The organism is Corynebacterium sp. HMSC14H10, assembly GCF_001807105.1.
GTDB classification, from domain to species: Bacteria; Actinomycetota; Actinomycetes; order Mycobacteriales; family Mycobacteriaceae; genus Corynebacterium; species Corynebacterium jeikeium_D.
The window spans coordinates 15640-34324 of sequence record NZ_KV787440.1 but is presented as its reverse complement, the minus strand read 5'-3'; the positions used below and the strand labels follow the sequence as shown (position 1 = coordinate 34324).

General features: G+C 59.4%; 13 protein-coding genes. 7 read left to right on the top strand and 6 right to left on the bottom strand.

Annotation, left to right across the window (positions count from 1 at the left end; translation table 11 throughout):
• Positions 1-10 precede the first annotated feature (10 nt).
• A complete protein-coding gene (locus HMPREF3135_RS07975) occupies positions 11-1060 on the bottom strand; it encodes a methionine ABC transporter ATP-binding protein (RefSeq protein ID WP_049190340.1) in 1050 nt (349 codons plus the stop codon).
• A 64-nt stretch (positions 1061-1124) separates the two neighbouring features.
• Positions 1125-1991 carry a MetQ/NlpA family ABC transporter substrate-binding protein gene (locus HMPREF3135_RS07970; protein ID WP_049190337.1) on the bottom strand — a complete coding sequence of 289 codons (867 nt, stop codon included), beginning with the start codon at positions 1989-1991 and terminating at the stop codon, positions 1125-1127.
• 247 nt (positions 1992-2238) lie between these two features.
• Between HMPREF3135_RS07970 and HMPREF3135_RS07965 the strand changes: the two genes are divergently transcribed.
• The 5 genes from HMPREF3135_RS07965 (at position 2239) to HMPREF3135_RS07945 (ending at position 9346) form a co-directional block, all read left to right on the top strand.
• Positions 2239-5478 carry an error-prone DNA polymerase gene (locus HMPREF3135_RS07965; RefSeq protein ID WP_049190335.1) on the top strand — a complete coding sequence of 1080 codons (3240 nt, stop codon included), beginning with the start codon at positions 2239-2241 and terminating at the stop codon, positions 5476-5478.
• Between the two features lie 18 nt (positions 5479-5496).
• Positions 5497-7461 carry an alpha/beta hydrolase family protein gene (locus HMPREF3135_RS07960; protein WP_049190334.1) on the top strand — a complete coding sequence of 655 codons (1965 nt, stop codon included), beginning with the start codon at positions 5497-5499 and terminating at the stop codon, positions 7459-7461.
• A gap of 31 nt (positions 7462-7492) precedes the next feature.
• Positions 7493-8032, top strand: coding sequence for a tRNA (cytidine(34)-2'-O)-methyltransferase (locus tag HMPREF3135_RS07955; RefSeq protein ID WP_049190330.1), 540 nt, complete (start codon positions 7493-7495; stop codon positions 8030-8032).
• A 67-nt stretch (positions 8033-8099) separates the two neighbouring features.
• Positions 8100-8957: a bifunctional methylenetetrahydrofolate dehydrogenase/methenyltetrahydrofolate cyclohydrolase gene (locus HMPREF3135_RS07950; RefSeq protein WP_005510041.1), complete on the top strand. Its 858-nt coding sequence runs from the start codon at positions 8100-8102 to the stop codon at positions 8955-8957.
• A 20-nt stretch (positions 8958-8977) separates the two neighbouring features.
• Positions 8978-9346, top strand: a complete 369-nt coding sequence (locus HMPREF3135_RS07945) for a DUF3017 domain-containing protein (RefSeq protein ID WP_005510063.1) — start codon at positions 8978-8980, stop codon at positions 9344-9346.
• Between the two features lie 6 nt (positions 9347-9352).
• Here the strand turns inward: HMPREF3135_RS07945 and HMPREF3135_RS07940 are convergent, their stop codons facing one another.
• The 4 genes from HMPREF3135_RS07940 to HMPREF3135_RS07925 form a co-directional block, all read right to left on the bottom strand.
• Entirely contained in the window at positions 9353-10489 is a 1137-nt protein-coding gene (locus HMPREF3135_RS07940; RefSeq protein WP_070439076.1) for a homoserine O-acetyltransferase MetX, read from the bottom strand.
• Positions 10490-10534: 45 nt separating this feature from the next.
• Positions 10535-11857, bottom strand: a complete 1323-nt coding sequence (locus tag HMPREF3135_RS07935) for an O-acetylhomoserine/O-acetylserine sulfhydrylase (protein ID WP_038629393.1) — start codon at positions 11855-11857, stop codon at positions 10535-10537.
• A 642-nt stretch (positions 11858-12499) separates the two neighbouring features.
• Positions 12500-14722 carry an NADP-dependent isocitrate dehydrogenase gene (locus HMPREF3135_RS07930; RefSeq protein ID WP_049190323.1) on the bottom strand — a complete coding sequence of 741 codons (2223 nt, stop codon included), beginning with the start codon at positions 14720-14722 and terminating at the stop codon, positions 12500-12502.
• 265 nt (positions 14723-14987) lie between these two features.
• Positions 14988-15977: a molecular chaperone DnaJ gene (locus tag HMPREF3135_RS07925; RefSeq protein ID WP_070439073.1), complete on the bottom strand. Its 990-nt coding sequence runs from the start codon at positions 15975-15977 to the stop codon at positions 14988-14990.
• 394 nt (positions 15978-16371) lie between these two features.
• On the opposite strand from HMPREF3135_RS07925, the gene HMPREF3135_RS07920 reads away from it, so the two are divergent.
• Positions 16372-17682, top strand: coding sequence for an MFS transporter (locus HMPREF3135_RS07920; protein ID WP_016422141.1), 1311 nt, complete (start codon positions 16372-16374; stop codon positions 17680-17682).
• Between the two features lie 43 nt (positions 17683-17725).
• Positions 17726-18682, top strand: coding sequence for an exodeoxyribonuclease III (locus tag HMPREF3135_RS07915; protein WP_070439070.1), 957 nt, complete (start codon positions 17726-17728; stop codon positions 18680-18682).
• Positions 18683-18685 lie beyond the last annotated feature (3 nt).

The following is an 18685-nucleotide window of genomic DNA, read 5'->3' as shown; positions in this document are numbered from 1 at the left end:
AAGAGACCGATCATGATGCAAGCTCCTCTACCTGTGTCAGTTCGGAAATAGCAGCAATGGCGGCATCGAAATCAGAGGAATCCGAGGCGGAATTACCTGTCAGCGGAGTCAACCGCAAAGTAAGGCGGCCGTAGGACTTCGCCTGCACATTGGCGACCGCGCCGTGTGCCACCGAGGCGGCGACACCGTGGGCACTAGTGGCCTGTGCCAGGGCACCGAGGTCAACACCGTCATTGATAGTGATGGTGACCAGGCGAGCTGCTGCGCTCTCGGCAGACTGATTCACCGAATCGCGTTCACGACCAATTGGAACATCGCGCAGTGCGGTGGTGGCGAAGCGGCGGCCAACCTCAGTCTTGGGGTTGGCAAAGACCTCGTGGACCGTACCGGTTTCGACGATGTGACCATTTTCCATGATGGCCATGCGGTCAGCAATACCGCGTACAACCGACATGTCATGAGTAATCAGCACGATAGTGACACCCATTTCGCGATTGATGCGACGCAGCAGATCCAGGACGCCGGAAGTAGTTTCCGGGTCGAGTGCCGAGGTGGCTTCGTCGGCAAGCAAGAGCGTCGGTTCGGTGGCGAGCGCACGGGCGATGCCGACACGCTGCTTCTGCCCACCCGAGAGCTGCTCGGGGAAGGACTCCGCCTTGTCGCCGAGACCGACGAACTCCAGCAGCTCCTGGGCGCGAGCGCGGCGCTTAGCCTTCGGCATACCGGCCAGTTCCAGCGGATATTCAACGTTGCGAATCGCGTTGCGCGAATGGAAGAGGTTGAAGTGCTGGAAAATCATGCCGATATTGCGGCGCAGACCCCGTAGCTGGCGCTCGGAGATGCCGACGATGTCGGTGTCATCCAGCAAAACCTGCCCGGAGGTTGGCTTTTCCAGGCCGTTAATCATACGGATGAGCGTTGATTTACCAGCGCCGGAATAACCGATGACGCCGAGGATTTCGCCGGGTTCAACGGTTAGGTTGATGTCGGCGAGCGCGGTGACGTCGCCGAATTGCTTGTTCAGCTCGCGGAATTCGAGCTTCGTTCCCTTGTTGGTCACGAGTGAATCAGTGCCCCTTGGTCTGTGTTCCCTGGTGTTGGGCGGTGCTTAGGTGGCAGTGGCGTTAGTTCTGCTCGCGCTGCTGCTCTTCGACGCGATTCAGAATGTCCTGCAGCTCCTCAGCCGAACGGTCAACCGGAACCGAGGTGCCCTTGGAGTCCTCTGCGACTGCGTCCTGGACCTCCTTGGAGTGCCAGATCTTGGAGAGCTCCGCGTACTTCGGGTTGTCAGCATTTTCAGCTTTGGTGACAAAGACGTTGATGTACGGCTCTGCCTCCGTGGAGTTCGGGTCATCCTGGAAGATAGCGGTGTTCGGGTCGATGCCGGCGCGGTCCAGGAAGGAGTTATTGATAATGGCGGGCTTACCCTCGCCGTAGGCGGCCGGAGTCTGAGCGGCATCCACCGGCAGAACCGTGATCTTGGAAGCTTCCTTATCGATGTCAGCAGGGGACGGGGTCAGCAGGTCATCCTGCTTCAGCTTCAGCAGGCCAGCCTGAACCAGCACGTTAATAGCGCGGCCCTGGTTGGACGGGTCGTTCGGGATGACGACCTCGGTGCCCTTCTTCAGCTCATCAACCGACTTGTGGTCCTTCCAGAACAGAGCCAGCGGGACAATTTCGCTCGAGCCAATCGGAGTCAGGTCCGACTTAGCGCCGACGTTGTACTCAGCCAAGAACTTGATGTGCTGGAAGAGATTGACGTCGAGCTGGCCCTCATCGAGTGCGCGGTTCGGGGTCTGGTAGTCGGAGAAGGGCTGAACATCCAGATCGATGCCCTGTTCGGAAGCCTTCTGCTCGAAAACGGTCCAGGCCTTCTTGCCGGCATCCGTGGTGCCGATGCGAATGGCATCATCCGAGCTGCCACAGGCGGTAAGGCCGGTTGCGGCGAACGCGACAGTAAGTACACCGGCGGAAAAACGCTTGAGGTTCATCGAGGGGTCTCCTTATTTAATGGGATTTGTTAGCTGAAGTTTTAAGGCAGAACTAGACCAAGCTGTCTTTAATTCTGGGGTTAAGGCTAGCACTTGCCCAGGTAGTGCTGAAAATTCAACTTCAGCCTAAACAGTCGAGCGTGGCTGAGGTGTGACTTACGGATGCGTCCCGGGGGTGGTGCTTAATATGCATATTAATCGAAAATACGTTTGAATACAGTCCGGAGGATGGGTTAATGTTCGTGGCATGGAAAACATCTCGGGCGGACAATCGGAGCAGTCCGGTCGGCCACTGAGCTGGTCGCGGATTGAGCGTATTCTATCGGGTAAATTTTCAGGAAAACTACAGCCTAATGGCAGCTTCAATGGCTGGCGGGGGCAGCTGTCAGATTCCATCGTTGGGGCTTTTGAAGCTCCGGAAAGCGGTGCTAGTGGCAGCGGTAGTGTGTCATTTACGCCTGCGCACATTAAGGCGGAATTGCACTGTCGTTCGAGCTATTCATTCCTGCATGGCGCATCGGACCCGGAAGAATTGGTGTCCGAGGCTGCGCGTTTGGGGTTAAACGTGTTGGGGCTCGCAGATCGCGATGGTTTCTATGGAATCGCTCGTTTTGCCGAGGCTGCAGCGGAGGCTGGTATCGCCACAATCATCGGCGCGGAGCTGGGGCTTCCGCAGCGGCCCCTCACGGTGCTGGGGCGGGGTCCTGAGGGCTATCGGCGCCTGAGTCACACGCTGTGTGATGCGCATATGTCGGCAGGGGAGAAATCCGTCGTCCGCTATCCCTCGCTGCCAGAATTGGGGGAGGTTGCAGGCGGTTTCTGGCAGGTGCTTGCCGACGTCAGCTGGGTCGGCGACTTGGAAGAGCTCATTGCGGCCTTCGGTGCGGAGAACGTGGCGCTCGAGCACCGCCTGAGCCCCACAGCACAGGCGGCCGATGATGCGGAGGCGATTTCGGCCGCAGCTGTGAAGTATGGCCTGCGGGAGGTGGTTTCCTCTGCTGCGACGGCGGCCTCGCCTGCGGCAAGCCGGTTGGCCGGGGCGAAGCAGTCCCTTGCTGTGCGGGAGGACCTAGACGGGTTCGAGTCACGGCTGGAGCCCGCAGGCGGAGCTTGGTTGCGTTCGTGGGAGGAGCTATCGGCGGCAACACGGTATCTGGGGGCGCAGGTACTGCAGGCAACACAGGACATTGCAGGTGAGTCTGCTTTTACGCTTGATCTCATTGCGCCTGAGTTGCCTCGCTGGGAGGTTCCTGCTGGTCACGATGAGGACTCATGGTTGCGGGAAATTGCTCGTGCGGGGGCGCGGCGGCGGTATGGTCCGGCCGATGGAGCTCGGGACGGCTCCGTGCAAGCGCGGGCGTGGGCGCAGTTAGAGAATGAGCTGACTGTGATTCGAGAGCTGGGTTTTCCAGGCTACTTCCTCATCGTGCACGACATCTGTGAGTTCTGTCGCCGGGCGGGAATTCTGGCACAGGGGCGCGGTTCGGCGGCTAACTCGGTGGTGTGTTTTGCGCTGGGGATCACCAATGTTGACCCCATTAGTGCCGGGCTGTTGTTCGAGAGGTTTTTGTCGCCAGAACGGGATGGGCCGCCGGATATCGATGTAGACATCGAGTCTGGTCGTAGGGAAGAGGTCATCCAATACGTCTATGAAAAGTATGGTCGTGACAATGCCGCGCAGGTGGCCAATGTCATTACCTACCGGCGGCGCGGTGCATTGCGCGATGCGGCGCGGGTGTTGGGGTACTCGCCGGGCGTTATCGATGCGTGGGTCAGAGACCGGGAAGCGTGCCCGCCGGAGCCGGTGCAGCAACTGGCGGAGCAGCTTCGTGGGCAGCCTCGTCATTTAGGCATTCACTCTGGCGGAATGGTGATTTGTGATCGGCCGATTGCGGATGTCGTGCCAGTGGAATGGGCACGCATGGAAGGTCGTTCGGTAGTGCAGTGGGATAAGGATGACTGTGCGGCAGCGGGACTGGTGAAATTCGACCTGCTTGGCCTCGGAATGCTGGAGGCCATCCACCATTGCATTGACTTGGTCTATGAACAGCATGGGCGCCGAGTGAACCTGTGGGAAATAGATGTCGCTGAACCGGAGGTTTACGAGATGTTGGCACGCGCGGACGCGGTGGGCGTGTTTCAGGTGGAATCGCGCGCGCAGCTGGCCACCTTGCCCCGACTGAAGCCGAGGGAGTTCTTTGATCTGGTGGTGGAGGTGGCACTCATTCGCCCAGGCCCCATTCAAGGCGGTAGCGTGCACCCCTACATTCGCCGCCGAAATGGACTCGAACCAGTGACCTATGAGCATCCAGTGCTGGAGAAGTCCCTCGGGAAGACACTGGGCATCCCGCTATTTCAAGAGCAGCTGATGCAAATGGCCGTCGATGCGGCGGGTTTCAGTGGGGCGGAAGCGGACTCGCTGCGTCGCGCTATGGGGTCGAAGCGCTCAGTGGCCAAAATGGAAGCGCTTCATGCCCGTTTTCTGGCTGGGCTGGAGCGCACCAGTGGCATTGATGCGGATATTGGGGAACAACTGTGGAACAAGATAGTGGCCTTTGCCGCCTACGGTTTCCCGGAATCACACGCGCAGTCGTTTGCCTCCTTGGTGTATTTCTCGGCTTGGTTTAAGTACCACTATCCGGCGGAGTTCTGTGTCGCATTGCTCCGTGCCCAGCCCATGGGGTTTTACTCTCCGCAGTCGTTGATTGCCGATGCTCGCCGGCACGGTATCGGCTGCGATGGTCCGGATATCTCGGTTTCAGGCGTGGAAGCCAGCGTCATCGATGGGCGTATTCGGTTGGGGCTCGGCGCCATTGCCGGTGTGGGCAATGACGTGGCGGAACGTATCGTCGCAGCGCGGCCATTTGTCAACGCAGCAGATGTCGCCCGCAGAGCTCGGCTGGGTGTTGGGCACATGGAAGCACTGGCGCGCGCAGGAGCACTTGGGTCGCTGGGGATTGACCGTCGTCAAGCACTGTGGGCGGCGGGCGTGGCGGCGACGGAAAGTGAGGGCATGCTGCCGGGGCTCACGCTTGCCGACGCACCTGCGTTGCCCGGCATGACGGAGTTTGAGCTGGCAGCTGCCGATTTGACGGCAACGGGAGTGACCCCGGGGCAGTACCCGGTGGCCGCGTTGCGGGCAGACCTGCAGGAACGTGGAGTGGTGCCTGCGGCGGAACTGAAAACAGTGCCCGATGGAACACGAGTAGAAGTGGCGGGAGTCGTGACGCATAGGCAACGTCCGGGGACCGCTGGCGGAGTGACATTTTTGGGAATGGAGGACGAAACTGGGCTGGTGAATGTGCTGTGTACGCCGGGGCTGTGGAATCGATTTCGGCCGGTAGCGGTGAATTCGCGGGCGATGGTGGTGCGCGGTATCGCGCAGACAGCCTCTGGTGCGGTGACAATCGTGGCCGATCGTCTGGTGGATATGTCCGAGGCTCTGGGGCAGCCAGTGGTGGCAGGTCGAAGTAGAGATTTTCGCTGACTACTAGAATGGATTGTCATGCGCCAGACCTATGAATCCTCGTTAGCACCGGATGGGAGTGCAATCGCCTTTATTGTCCGCGATAGCGGCTACCCGCGTGCGGTACAGCAGGAGATTACTCCGGAGGGGCTAGGGGCGGAGCGCCCCGTGAAACTGCCGGTGGAAGGCCCGGTTACCAGGGTGCTGCACTCCCCGGATGGAAAGTGGATCGCCTGCGAGGTCTCTCCGTACGGTACGGAGCGACTGCAGACCTGGCTGGTATCCACCGATCCGGAGGTCGACGGTGCCCGCCCCCTGCGTATGGATGCGGATATGCGCGCCACACTGGTGGAATGGGATAACGATCTCCTAGCGATGAACGCGGTCGATGCCCAGGGCATTAACTATGCGCGTTTGGTCAACCCGACGAACTCAAAGTATGAGGTCATTGATAAACGCACTGACAGCCAGCTGGTAGCGGCTGAAGGCGGGTTTGGCCTCGTGCGGGTGGGGCCGCGAGGCCACCGTGAGCTACTGCTGGTCGGGCCGGGGCAGCAGTGGCAGCCGCTGTTGCCGTCCGATCCCGGCTCCACCACAGATGCCGGTGTCTTATTGGCGCATCCGGGGCAGGAGAAGCTGACCGCGTTCGTGCTCTCAGATCATGGCGCGGAACAGCGTCGCATCCTGCGCCTGGGTATTACTCCCGATAGCGGTATCAGCACTACTGAGCCGCGCACAGCGGAATCGACCGCAGCGGAGATTTTGGATATGAAGATCGGCATCGAAGTTGATGTCGAGGAGTTCATTGGCAATCCGGATCAAGACGTCGAAGAATTTGTCATCAGTGAGGATTCCTCCACTGCGGCTGTGCTGTGGAACAGCGGTGGGGTCAGCACGCTTGAGGTGCTTACCCTTGGCCTTCACCCGCAGACTGACGACATGCGGGTGATGGTGCGCCGCAATGTGGAATTGCCGGGCATGGTTGCGCGCGAGCTGTCAATCTCCGGTGACGGTGAGCTGATCTCCCTGACAGTAGAAGGGCCAGGCCTTGCGCCAACGGTGGAGATTCTGCGCAATATCGGTGGTGTCATTGAGCCATTGGATATGGAACGCACCGAACGGATTTTGGCTCTGGAAGAGAAGAATCTGGAGACCATGCCGGCTCCAGAGCTGGTCTACTTTGTCTCCCGCGATGGGTTGGAACTGTCTGGTTGGCTCTACCTTCCGGAGTCGGTGCGCAATAGTTCTAATGACGTTTCCGGAAGCGCACTACCGCCGGCTTTCATCCACATCCACGGCGGACCAGAACTGCAGGCGAAACCCATCCACCACGATGTTCTAGCCAGCATTGTGGAGGCGGGCTTCGTGGTGTTCACTCCTAATGTGCGCGGTTCCTCGGGGTCCGGGAGGTCATTTGAGCACGCGGGCGACCGCTATGGACGCTTTGCCGCTATTGCGGATATCGCAGCGGCGCGTGCCTTCCTCGTTGATGCCGGGCTGGCGGATCCAGAACGCATTGCGCTGGGCGGGCGATCCTACGGTGGCTTCATGTCGCTGTTGGCCTCGGCATGGTACCCGGATCAGTTTGCGGTCATCGTCGATGCCTGCGGAATGACAAGTTTTGAAACCTACTACCAATCCACCGAGCCTTGGTTGGCGCAGGCCGCGTTCCCCCGATACGGCTACCCGTACCAGGATGCTGAGCTCCTGCGCGATATCTCACCGCTGCACCGTGCGGAGGAAATGAAGGCTCCAACCCTATTCATTCACGGCGAGTGGGATACCAACGTGCCTCCGCGAGAGTCTGGTCAGATGCGCAACGCCATGGACGCATACGGCGTGCCCACCGATTTTCTGGTGGTCGAGGGAGAGGGCCATAAGTTCTCGAAGCCGAGGAGCCGAGCGCTAATCGGTGAGACCATCATCGCGTTTTTCACCGAGCACGGTGTGTGCGATGCGGCGCCTGCCACGACAGCGGCAGCAGAAACCAACAACGAGCAGTAAAAGAAGCAGCGGAAAAGAACTGACGGAAGAAATGAATAGCGCCACGACCGAGCCAACGAACGCCGAGCCAACGAACTCCACAGACTGGATTACGAGCCACACCTGCCACGTGCTTTTTGACCGGCCTGTCATCCCGCCGAACACCGGAAACGCTATCCGCATGTGTGCGGGCTCTGGAGCTATGCTGCATCTGGCCAAGCCACTGGGGTTCAACTTCGATGACAAAAATCTGCGTCGCGCCGGGCTGGATTACCATGACCTGGCCGATGTGCGTATTCATGACTCCATCGATCAAGCATTGGAGACCTTTGCCAGCCAAGGGTGCCGCATTTTTGCCTTTACCGCACACGCTGACACGTGGCACACAGATATTGAGTACACGAACACCGATGTTCTGCTCTTTGGCCCGGAGCCAACCGGGTTGGAACAGTCAGTGCTCGATGATCCGCGAATTACACAATTAATCCGAATTCCGATGCTGCCAGCCCGTCGCAGCATGAATCTTTCCAACGCCGCAGCAGTGGCTGCTTATGAAGTCTGGCGTCAGCAGGGCTTTATGGGCGGTAAATAGGGTCTAGGCGAGGGCTGTTACGGGGCATTTCTGGGCATTATTCGCTCCTGTGCCTAAGATAAATGCCATGGCAGCGACAAAGCTTGATGGCAAACTCTACCGAGACGAAATCTTTGAAGACCTGGAAAAGCGCGTTGAGCGTTTGAAGGAAGCCGGCTACACTCCGGGGCTGGCCACCGTGTTGGTTGGTGATGATCCAGGCAGCCACTCTTACGTCAAGATGAAGCATCGCGACTGTGAGCAGATTGGTATCGCCTCTATCCGCCGTGACCTTCCGGCTGACACCACGCAGGAAGAGCTCGAGGCAGTAATCACCGAGCTGAATGAAAGCCCGGAGTGCACAGGCTACATTGTTCAGTTGCCACTGCCGAAGCACCTGGATGAAAACCGTATTCTGGGGCTCATCGATCCGGAGAAAGACGCCGATGGCCTCCACCCGGTAAACCTGGGCAAGCTGGTCCTCAACGAGCCAGCACCACTGCCGTGTACCCCAAACGGCTGTATCCACCTGCTGCGACGCTTCGGCGTCGAGCTCAACGGTGCCAAGGTTGTTGTTATCGGCCGCGGTGTCACCGTTGGTCGCCCAATCGGCTTGATGCTCACTCGCCGCAGCGAGAACTCCACCGTGACGCTATGTCACACCGGCACCAAGGACTTGGCCGCTGAAACCCGTCAGGCTGATGTCATTATCGCCGCTGCTGGTGTCGCTCATATGCTTACTGCAGACATGGTCAAGCCTGGAGCTGCTGTACTCGACGTGGGAGTTTCGCGTGTCGACGGCAAGCTGGCCGGTGACGTTGCTGATGACGTCTGGGACATTGCCGGTTACGTATCCCCGAACCCAGGTGGTGTCGGCCCACTGACTCGCGCTTTCCTCGTACGCAATGTCGTCGAGCGCGCTGAAAAGCTCGCTGGCCTGGCCTAGTCAGCCAGGAGGAACAACTCGTGTCGAAAAGGGAAATTGCGCAGCGTGCCCGGCGGGAAGATCTGCCGGATCCAATGCTGAACCCGCACAGCCCGAAGACCCCGCCGCCGGGGGCATCGTGGCCAATGTGGGTGCAGTATACGATTTACGGTGCGCTCTTTTTCGGCATGTCCGCCTTCGTTGTGTTTCTGGGGCTGGAGCGGTGGCGACGCGCCACATTCATGCTGGGAAGCACAATGATGCTGCTCGGTGTGGCTAGGCAGTACCTGCCGGACAGCATTCTAGGTGTGTTCTCTGTGCGATCCCGGGCCTTTGACCTATGGTTTTGCTCCATAATCGGGATGGGAATCGTATTCCTTGCAGTCAGCGTGGATGCGCTGGGAAGCTAGCTGACATTAACTGACATCGCGAGCGAGGAAATTACGCACAATCGAATCCACTCGTTCGAACTCCGTCAAGAATCCGTCGTGCCCCACGGCGGATTCAATCTTTTCTAGCCCCATGCAGTTGCCCAGATTGCGGGCGAGGTGCTCCTGCTGGTGGAAGGGGTAGAGAATATCCGTGTCCACACCGGCAATCATGGTCGGAACGGTTGACGAGTGCAGCGCCTCGTTGAGGCCACCGCGATCACGGCCAATATTGTGCCGATTCAAGGTATCGGTGAGCACGACATACGACCCGGCATCGAAACGCTGAGCCAGCTTCTTCGCCTGATGATCCAAGTAGCTTTCTACCTGGAATCGGTCTTCCGTGCGCATCGCGCCCAGCGGATTCTCACCGGGCTGCGCTGCCGCACCAAAGCGGTCATCCATCTCCAGCTCGCCACGGTACGTCAAATGCGCGACCCTGCGTGCAAACCCCAGACCTCGGGTCGGGGTCACACCGCGGTCGTAGTAGTCGCCGCCATGCCAATCGGGATCGGACTCAATGAATTGAATCTGCGCAGACTGAATACCAATCTGCCAAGCAGACGCACGTGCGCCGACACACATCACCAATGCCTTGCCGACGAAATCCGGGTGCATCAGTGACCACTCAAGCGCGCGGGCCCCACCCAAGGAGCCACCAATGACAGCTTGGAGGCGGGAAATTCCCAGTTCTTGCAGCGCAAGGTGCTCCACTGTCACCGTGTCGCGCACGGAGATGGCGGGGAAGCGAGAGCCCCAGGGCTTGCCGTCGTCCGGATGTGGACTGGAGGGGCCAGTTGTACCGCGACAGCCGCCGATGACGTTGGTGCAGATGATGCAGTACTCGTCGGTATCCAGTGCGCGGGCAGAGCCAATCATCCCGTTCCACCAACCCGCAGTCGGGTGGTACTCATCCGAGGGACCGGAAGCGTGGGCGTCGCCGGTTAGAGCGTGCTCGAGGAGGATGACATTCGAGCAGTCGTCGTTAAGCCGGCCCCAGCGTTCGAACTCGACGGTGACGTCGGGGATGACCGCGCCGGCCTCGGTGGTGACATCGCCGATAAAGACACGCCCCGGCTCGCCCTCGGGTGGGAGGGCGGCCGGGGTAGATGGGGAAAAGCTCATGCCTTATAGACTACTTAGTCCGTCATATGTCTGTGTACAAACGGTCTACGCGAGTGCTGCGAAGCCGCCCTCGAGGTCAGCGATGATGTCATCGATGTTCTCGATACCGACGGAGAGACGCACGGTGGCCTGGGAAATGCCGGCGCGAGTCAGACCCTCCTCATCGGACTGGGAGTGAGTGGTGGTGGCCGGGTGGACAACCAATGAGCGGACATCACCGATGTTGGCGACGTTGGAGTGCAGCTTCAGAGCGTCAATGAACTTCCAAGCCTTGGCGGTGTCGGCATCCTTCAAGTCGAAGGAGAGCACGCCGCTGGCGCCGGAGAGACCCAGCTTGGTCAGGGTTTCGTGCCACGGGGAGCTCGGCAGGCCAGCGTAGTTGACCTTGGCGACCAGCGGGTGGTTCTCGAGGAACTCAGCGACAGCCTTGGCGTTTTCATTGTGGCGCTCGATGCGCAGAGACAAGGTGTCGAGGCCCTGAGCCAGAACCCACGCGTTGAACGGAGCCGGAGTAGCACCAGTGTCGCGGAGAATGCCAGCGCGGGCGCGCAGTGCGAAGGCTGGGGCGCCCAGGTCGGCGAACTTCAGGCCGTGGTAAGCCTCGTCGGCCTCGGTGAAGTTCGGGAAGATAGAGCGGCCGTTGCGGGTCTGAGTCCAGTCGAACTTGCCACCATCGACGATGACACCGCCGAGGGAGGAACCGTTACCGGTCAGGAACTTGGTGGTGGAAGAAACCACGATGTCAGCACCGTGCTCGAGCGGGCGCAGCAGGGCAGGGGTCGGAACCGTGTTGTCGACAATCAGCGGAACGTTGTTGCGGTGTGCAACCTCTGCGATAACCGGGATGTCCAGGATGTCGATCTGCGGGTTGGCGATGGATTCACCGTAGAAACCGACGGTGTTGTCCTGAACTGCTGCCTGCCAGGACTCCGGGTCATCCGGGTTCTCGACGAAAGTGCAGTCGATGCCAAGGCGCGGCAGGGTGACCTTGAACAGGGTCTCAGTACCACCGTAGAGGCGCGGCGAAACGACGAAGTGGTCGCCCGCACGAGCCAGAGTGAGAACAGCAGCGGTCTCAGCTGCCTGGCCGGAGGCGAACAGTACGGCTGCGACGCCACCCTCAAGGCTGGCGATGCGCTGCTCGACGGCATCCACAGTCGGGTTGGTCAGGCGGGAGTAAATCGGGCCTGCATCCGAGAGGTTGAAGCGGTTGGCAGCGTGCTCAGCGGAATCGAAGACGTAGGAGGAGGTGTTGTAAATCGGCAGGTTACGCGCGGAGGTCTGTGCGTCCGGAGCGAAGCCGGCGTGAATAGCGCGAGTGGACAGGCCCCAGTTGGCGGCGTTGCTGTTGTCGTACTTGGTGGTCATTTCAGATACTTCCTTGCGGTTTTTGAGGTTGTTCAAAACGTTGCTTACAAACAATAGTGAACCAAGCTGTCTATTGCAAAGTTTTGGAAAAACCCAAGGTAAGAGGGTGTGTGCATCTGTGTCGAGAGTGTGATAGCCCGCTTAGTACGGATTGGTTTGATTGGCTCTGGGGCGTGGCCAGTTGTGGGGGGTGGGGTGTGTAGGGAGCTGTGGCTAGGTGTGTGTGGAGGCTGCTGTGTATGGGGGGGGCGTGGGTGGTGCGTGGCGAGTGGTGTTCGACGGGTGGCGGTTTGCCGAAGGAGTTAGTGACTACCTTTATGACAGTTTGAAGGCAATTTTTTGGACAAAAGTGTCATAAAGGTAGTCAGTAACTCATGGGGTGAGGCACTGCGGTGCCGAGTGTCGGGGCGAGCCAAACAGGGGACTGAGTATGGGCGAAGGGTACCGTAAAGCGCCGAAAAGCACTGGATACTGTCAAGACCGTTAAGGAAGTCAGGGCATAGAAAAAGCCCCTCGCGCCATGTGCATCAAATGCAACATGAGCGAGGGGCTATCGCCCGAAACCGGCGGTCAGCCTAGGTCGGCCTAGGCCAGCCTGGGCCAACCAGGCCAACCAGGCCAGCCAGGAGCAAGCAGCTAGTCCTACTTCTTCAGACCGTCGATGATCTCGTTGAACTCAGCGGACGGACGCATAACTGCGGAGGTCTTCTCATCGTCCGGCAGGAAGTAGCCACCCAGATCAGCTGGGGAACCCTGAGCATCAATCAGGGTCTTGGCGATGGACTCTTCCTTCTCCGTGAGAGCCTTAGCGACCGGTGCGAAAACTTCCTTCAGCTCGGAGTTCTCGTCCTGCTTGGCCAGCTCCTGTGCCCAGTAGAGAGCCAGGTAGAAGTGGGAGCCGCGGTTGTCGATTTCGCCAGCCTTGCGGGACGGCGACTTGCCCTCGTCGAGCAGGGTAGCGGTTGCCTTGTCCAGGGCCTCAGCCAGGACGCGTGGACGTGGGTCGTCGTCATGCTCAGCGGCGTAGCGCAGGGACTCGGCCAGTGCCAGGAACTCACCCAGGGAGTCCCAGCGCAGGTGGTTTTCTTCCTGAACCTGCTGGACGTGCTTCGGTGCGGAACCGCCTGCGCCGGTCTCGAACAGGCCGCCCCCGGCCATCAGCGGCACGACCGACAGCATCTTGGCGGAGGTGCCCAGCTCCATGATCGGGAACAGGTCGGTGAGGTAGTCACGCAGAACGTTACCGGTTACGGAAATGGTGTTCTCGCCGCGGCGGATGCGCTCGAGGGAGAACTTGGTAGCGGACACCGGATCCATGATGCGGATATCCAGACCCTCGGTGTCGTGGTCTGCCAGGTACTCGTTGACCTTGCTGATCAGGTTGTTGTCGTGCGCACGCTGCGGGTCCAGCCAGAACACTGCAGGGTCGCCAGTGATACGAGCGCGGTTGACGGCCAGCTTCACCCAGTCGCGGATTGGGGCGTCCTTGGTCTGGCAGGAGCGCCAGATGTCACCCTCGGCGACGTGGTGCTCAATCAGAACCTCGCCAGCGGAGTTGATGACCTGCAGGACACCGTCAACCGGAATCTGGAAAGTCTTGTCGTGGGAGCCGTACTCCTCAGCCTTCTGAGCCATCAGGCCGACGTTCGGGACAGAGCCCATGGTGGCCGGGTCGAAAGCGCCATTGGCGCGGCAGTCCTCGATAACAGCCTGGTAGACGCCTGCGTAGGAAGAGTCCGGGATGACTGCGAGGGTGTCGCGCTCCTCACCGTCCGGGCCCCAGCCCTTGCCGCCGTTGCGGATCAGGGCCGGCATGGAAGCGTCAACGATGACGTCAGACGGAACGTGGAGGTTGGTGATGCCCTTATCGGAGTTGACCATGTAAAGGGCCGGACCTTCCTTCAGGTCCTTCTCGATAGCGGACTTGACGGCCGCCGCAGTAGCGTCGTCAAGCTTGTGTAGACCATCGAGCATAGCGCCCAGGCCGTTGTCCGGAGTTAGGTTGGCGGCAGCCAGCTTGGACTCGAACTTCGGGAAAACAGATGGCAGGAAGGCCTTGACAACCTCGCCGAAGATCAGCGGGTCGGAGACCTTCATCATGGTGGCCTTCAAGTGGACGGAGAACAGGATGTTCTCGCGCTGTGCGCGACGGATCTGAGCGCGCAGGAAGTTGTCCAGGATGTGGACGTTCATGCCCGTGCCGTCAATAATCTCGCCCTTGAGGACCGGCATGTCCTTCTTCAGGGTGATGATCTGGCCGTCGTTAGCCTCGAGCTGGTAGGTCAGCTTGTCGTCGGCCGGCATGACAACGGACTTCTCGTTGTGGCGGAAGTCGTTGGAGGCCATGGTGGCGACGTTGGTCTTGGAGTCTGCGGACCAAGCGCCCATGCGGTGCGGGTGCTTGCGGGCGTAGTTCTTCACCGGCTCCGGAGCGCGGCGGTCGGAGTTGCCCTCACGCAGTACCGGGTTAACGGCAGAGCCCTTGACCTTGTCGAACTTGGCGCGGTCGGCGGTCTCTTCCTCGCCTTCCGGCTGCGACTTGTACTTCGGAATGTCATAGCCCTTTTCCTGCAGCTCTGCGACAGCGCGCTTAATCTGCGGGACGGATGCAGAGATATTCGGCAGCTTGATGATGTTGGCGTCCGGCTCCTTGACCAGCTTGCCCAGGGCTGCCAGCGCATCCTCTACCTTCTGCTCGTCCGAAAGACGCTCCGGGAACTGAGCCAGAATGCGGCCTGCGAGGGAGATGTCGCGGGTTTCAACATTGACACCAGCCTGGCTTGCAAATGCCTCCACGATTGGCTTCAGCGAGTAGCTCGCCAGCAGAGGGGCTTCGTCAGTACGGGTCCAAATAATTGTCGCCATAATTCATGTCTCCTATCTGTTTTGTTCCACGATAACCCAGTTTTGAATCTTGGGTTGTGTCGGGGCATAGCGCAAAAACAGTGATAGTGATATGAATAACGCAATTATGTGAGGTAAGTCACGAAATGCGCAATTATTTGTCGCTTATTCGCCGCTTTTCATTCCATTTTTCGCTTTACGACGGCCCCCGCGCTCAAACCCTTCAAATACGAAAAACCGCGCTGGGGTGTCGTGCACGCCGGCGCGGTTGTTCAGGGCAGCCTATTTAGTTCTGTGTATTGTTCGGAGGATTGTTCTGGCCGAACTGGCAGCCCTGAGTGTTCTGAGACTGTGGGTACTGCGGAGCATAGCCCTGCCCCGGGGCCGACTGGGTAGTCCTGACCAGTTTCTGGCCGCGGAACCATGCGCGCATGTCCTTGAGGAACATAAGAACGCAAGCCGCGATCAGCATGGCACCTGCGAGGAAGAGGACTACATCCACCCAGGAGCTCAAGAACAGGAGGGGGATGATGGTCATAGCCAACGCCAGTGGTGCCACGGTGACGCAGAAAAAGATTGGTGCCGTCGAGTCTTCACCGCGGAGGATGGAGTGAATCCAGTATGCGGTCAAGGTGACAAGCATCATTCCCATCAGTAAGAGGACTGGAACAAGAACGAGGGCGGCTGCAGCGCCCATAATGTAGCCGATGTCATCCCAAGAATCACCCAACGATGACTCTAGGCTGCCGAGATCGTTGGCGCCCTGGATGCCGAGCGTGATTGCGTACAGAACTGCGATGATGCCAATCAGAGTTGAAAAACCGACCAAGCCGGTAGTGATTCGGGGGATGAGTGGCATGCGCTGCCACATGTTCTGCAGTGTGGCGTTTGCAGGCAGCGGTGGTACATCCGTGGTCACCGTGGTGGTTACTGTCGCAGGACTGGTTTGAGTTGGGGCGGACCACTGTGCTTGTTGGGTTTGCGTCTGGAACGAGGATTCCTGCGCAGTGGGTGCCGGGCGATTTGCCAGCCCGCGCAGCGTCGCAATGGTGATGGTGGCGTTCTCATCGGCCAGCAAAGCGTCGTATTCGCGGCGACGTCCCTCATCGCCAAGCACTTGCAGCGCAGTGAGCTTTTCCTGGAACTCGCCGGAGTACTCCGAGACGCCAGCATCTCGCAGTTCGGAGAGCTGATTAGAAAGATTTGTATGGAGTTCTTCGGTGCTGGCTGCGCTATCCAGCTTCAGAGACTCGTAGAGGTTATAGCGGTCGCCCATAGTGGATCAAGATCCTATCGGTATTGCAGTTCGAAATATCTTTTAAAACAATTTACCTGGTAGCTATTACGGCAGCATCGAAGACCCGGAGCGCTCGATGGTAGGAAGTCCGTGGCGCTCGGAGGGAATGGTAGTCCTCGGCAAACAATGCCGATTGCAAAATGGTTTAGAAGAACTTGAGTGAGCGACTTCCACTAATGGCCGTAGATGTTATTCCGCGCACAAATACCCGGGGAACAGGCGGATTAAATAGCGAAATTTTTGTGTTGCGGAGTAGAGTCTCATTTTTCCCTTGCGGCTCCCCTCACGGTTTTGCGAACCCGTCTTGGGTCGAAAGTCGAGGGGAACTGAGAGTCCACCAACTGGCGTAAGAAGAGAAAAGGAGACGGTCGCAATGACGTCGTCAAGCGAAGTAACAACCCACAACGACGACCACAAACCGCGTGCGCGTCGTGCGGGAGCGTTTAGCTCGCATCGCCGTCCTGTTCCGGTGCAGGACGACATCTCTGATTTACGCCGAATCTTGGTGATTGTGGCTCTGTCGGTCGGTGCATTCGGCATCGGCGTTACCGAGTTTGTGGCCATGGGCCTGCTGCCTTACATCGCTGATGCCTTCGGACGTGATGAGGATGCCGCAGGGCGCATGATTTCGATGTACGCACTCGGTGTTGTCGTGGGCGCACCGCTAATTACCGTGCTGACCGGCTCGATTCCGCGCAGGCGCATGCTCCTGCTGCTGATGGCGGCATTTACCATCGGCAATGGTGCCACGGTTTGGGCAGGCACACTGGGCTCTTTCGAAGCGGTCATGGTCTCGCGCTTCATTGCCGGTCTGCCGCACGGTGCGTACTTCTCGGTGGCGGCTCTGGTGGCGGCCTCCCTGGCTAAGCCGGGGCAGCGCGGCAAAATGGTGGCCCTGTCAGGAGTGGGGCTGTCGGTGGCGACTGTGATTGGTGTGCCGGCCGCGCAGGTGCTGGGACAGATTTACGGTTGGCGCAGCGCCTTCGCGTTTGTCGCGGTCATCGGGCTGATTGCATTTGTTTCGTTGTGGTTCGCCGTGCCGCATATGAACCGCATGCCGAAGACACGTCCGATGGATGAGCTCTCGGCTCTGGTGACACCGCAGGTGCTGCTGACCGTCGCAATCGGCACCGTTGGTTTCGGCGGCATGTTCGCGGTTTACACCTACATCACCTGGACTATGACTCGCGAAGCGGGCATGAGCGAAAACCACATCTGGATTGTGCTGATGGCCTACGGCATCGGCATGGTTGTCGGTACTTACATCGGTGGCTGGCTCTCCGACCGCATCGGGGAGTGGGGCATCATGGTTGCGCTGGTGCTGATGGTAATAATGCTCAGCGTCTTCTACTTCACCTCACAGAATGCTGTGCTGGGCACGATCAACTTCCTCCTTATCGGCCTGCTGGGATCGGTATTGGTGCCTAATCTGCAGACTCGTCTGATGGATGTCGCCGGTCGTGCACAGACGCTGGCGGCAGCACTCAATCAGGCCGCATTGAACATGGCCAACGCATTCGGAGCGGCGCTCGGCGGTTGGGTCATTGCGTCCGGTTATGGCTACCGCGCACCGGCTTTGGGCGGCGCGACGTTGGCGATGTTGGCTATCTTCATCGCTCTGCCGACCATTGTTCTTTACCGCCGCTCACAGGCGAAGAAGGCCGAGCGCATCGAACTGCGCTAGGGATCTACAAGGCGTAATGCACGCATAGGTAACGTATGAGGGCATGAGCCTTACAATCGCGACAATCAATGTCAACGGCATCCGCGCCGCCGTCAAGGAGCGCAGCGAAACCAATCTGGGATTGCTGGAGTGGCTGAAGCACACCAGTTCCGATGTCGTTTTGCTGCAGGAAGTCCGCGCCACCGACGACCAGGCACGCAAGGCCCTCGCGCCCGCTTTCGATGCCGGATGGCATTGGGTCGGCGCTGAAAACCTGGGTGCAAAGGGGCGCGCCGGCGTGGGCATTCTCTCGCGCTTTCCGCTTAACGACGTCCAGGTGGGCATCGGCTCCGAGGAGTTCGAAGAATCCGGTCGGTTTATCAGTGGTGTTGCCCCGGCAGCGGACACCGGCCTGGATGTGGATGTCCAGATTGCCAGCCTCTACCTGCCCTCTGGTGCTGCCCTGAGCGAGAAGCAGGATGAGAAGTACCGCTTCCTCGATGCCTTCTCCGACTACCTGGCCGAACTGGGTGCCAAGGGGCGCGATGGTCACCACGCAGTCATCGGCGGCGACTGGAACATCTGCCACCGCGAACAGGATTTGAAGAACTGGAAGACCAACCGCCGCAAGAGCGGTTTCCTACCGCAGGAGCGTGCCTGGATGGACTCGGTCTTCGGCTGCTGGCCCGATGAGGTTCCCCAGGATTCGCAGGTTCAGGCCAGCGACAAGGAGCTGGAAACCGGTGCCTTCTCCGATGGTTCTGTGTGGGAGGCCCCGAAGCTCAATGCAGATCCGGTGTGGTTTGATGTCACTCGCCGTCTGCACCCAGAGGCCGACGGCCCCTGGTCCTGGTGGACCTACCGCGGTAAGGCGTTCGATACCGATGCCGGCTGGCGCATCGACTACCAGGCGGTAACCGAACCAATGCTCAAGCGTGCCGTCAGCTCGGTAGTGGATAAGCCTGCCGCCTACGACCTTCGCTGGACGGACCACGCGCCGGTGATCGTGGAGTACGCCTAAACC

What these genes read in the sequence shown, in the direction of transcription:
- HMPREF3135_RS07930 (WP_049190323.1), bottom strand. Translation starts at nt 14,722, where the DNA reads ATGGCGACAATTATTTGGACCCGTACTGACGAAGCCCCTCTGCTGGCG.
- HMPREF3135_RS07970 (WP_049190337.1), bottom strand. Translation starts at nt 1,991, where the DNA reads ATGAACCTCAAGCGTTTTTCCGCCGGTGTACTTACTGTCGCGTTCGCC.
- HMPREF3135_RS07965 (WP_049190335.1), top strand. Translation starts at nt 2,239, where the DNA reads ATGGAAAACATCTCGGGCGGACAATCGGAGCAGTCCGGTCGGCCACTG.
- HMPREF3135_RS07920 (WP_016422141.1), top strand. Translation starts at nt 16,372, where the DNA reads ATGACGTCGTCAAGCGAAGTAACAACCCACAACGACGACCACAAACCG.
- HMPREF3135_RS07960 (WP_049190334.1), top strand. Translation starts at nt 5,497, where the DNA reads ATGCGCCAGACCTATGAATCCTCGTTAGCACCGGATGGGAGTGCAATC.
- HMPREF3135_RS07950 (WP_005510041.1), top strand. Translation starts at nt 8,100, where the DNA reads ATGGCAGCGACAAAGCTTGATGGCAAACTCTACCGAGACGAAATCTTT.
- HMPREF3135_RS07925 (WP_070439073.1), bottom strand. Translation starts at nt 15,977, where the DNA reads ATGGGCGACCGCTATAACCTCTACGAGTCTCTGAAGCTGGATAGCGCA.
- HMPREF3135_RS07935 (WP_038629393.1), bottom strand. Translation starts at nt 11,857, where the DNA reads ATGACCACCAAGTACGACAACAGCAACGCCGCCAACTGGGGCCTGTCC.
- HMPREF3135_RS07955 (WP_049190330.1), top strand. Translation starts at nt 7,493, where the DNA reads ATGAATAGCGCCACGACCGAGCCAACGAACGCCGAGCCAACGAACTCC.
- HMPREF3135_RS07915 (WP_070439070.1), top strand. Translation starts at nt 17,726, where the DNA reads ATGAGCCTTACAATCGCGACAATCAATGTCAACGGCATCCGCGCCGCC.
- HMPREF3135_RS07940 (WP_070439076.1), bottom strand. Translation starts at nt 10,489, where the DNA reads ATGAGCTTTTCCCCATCTACCCCGGCCGCCCTCCCACCCGAGGGCGAG.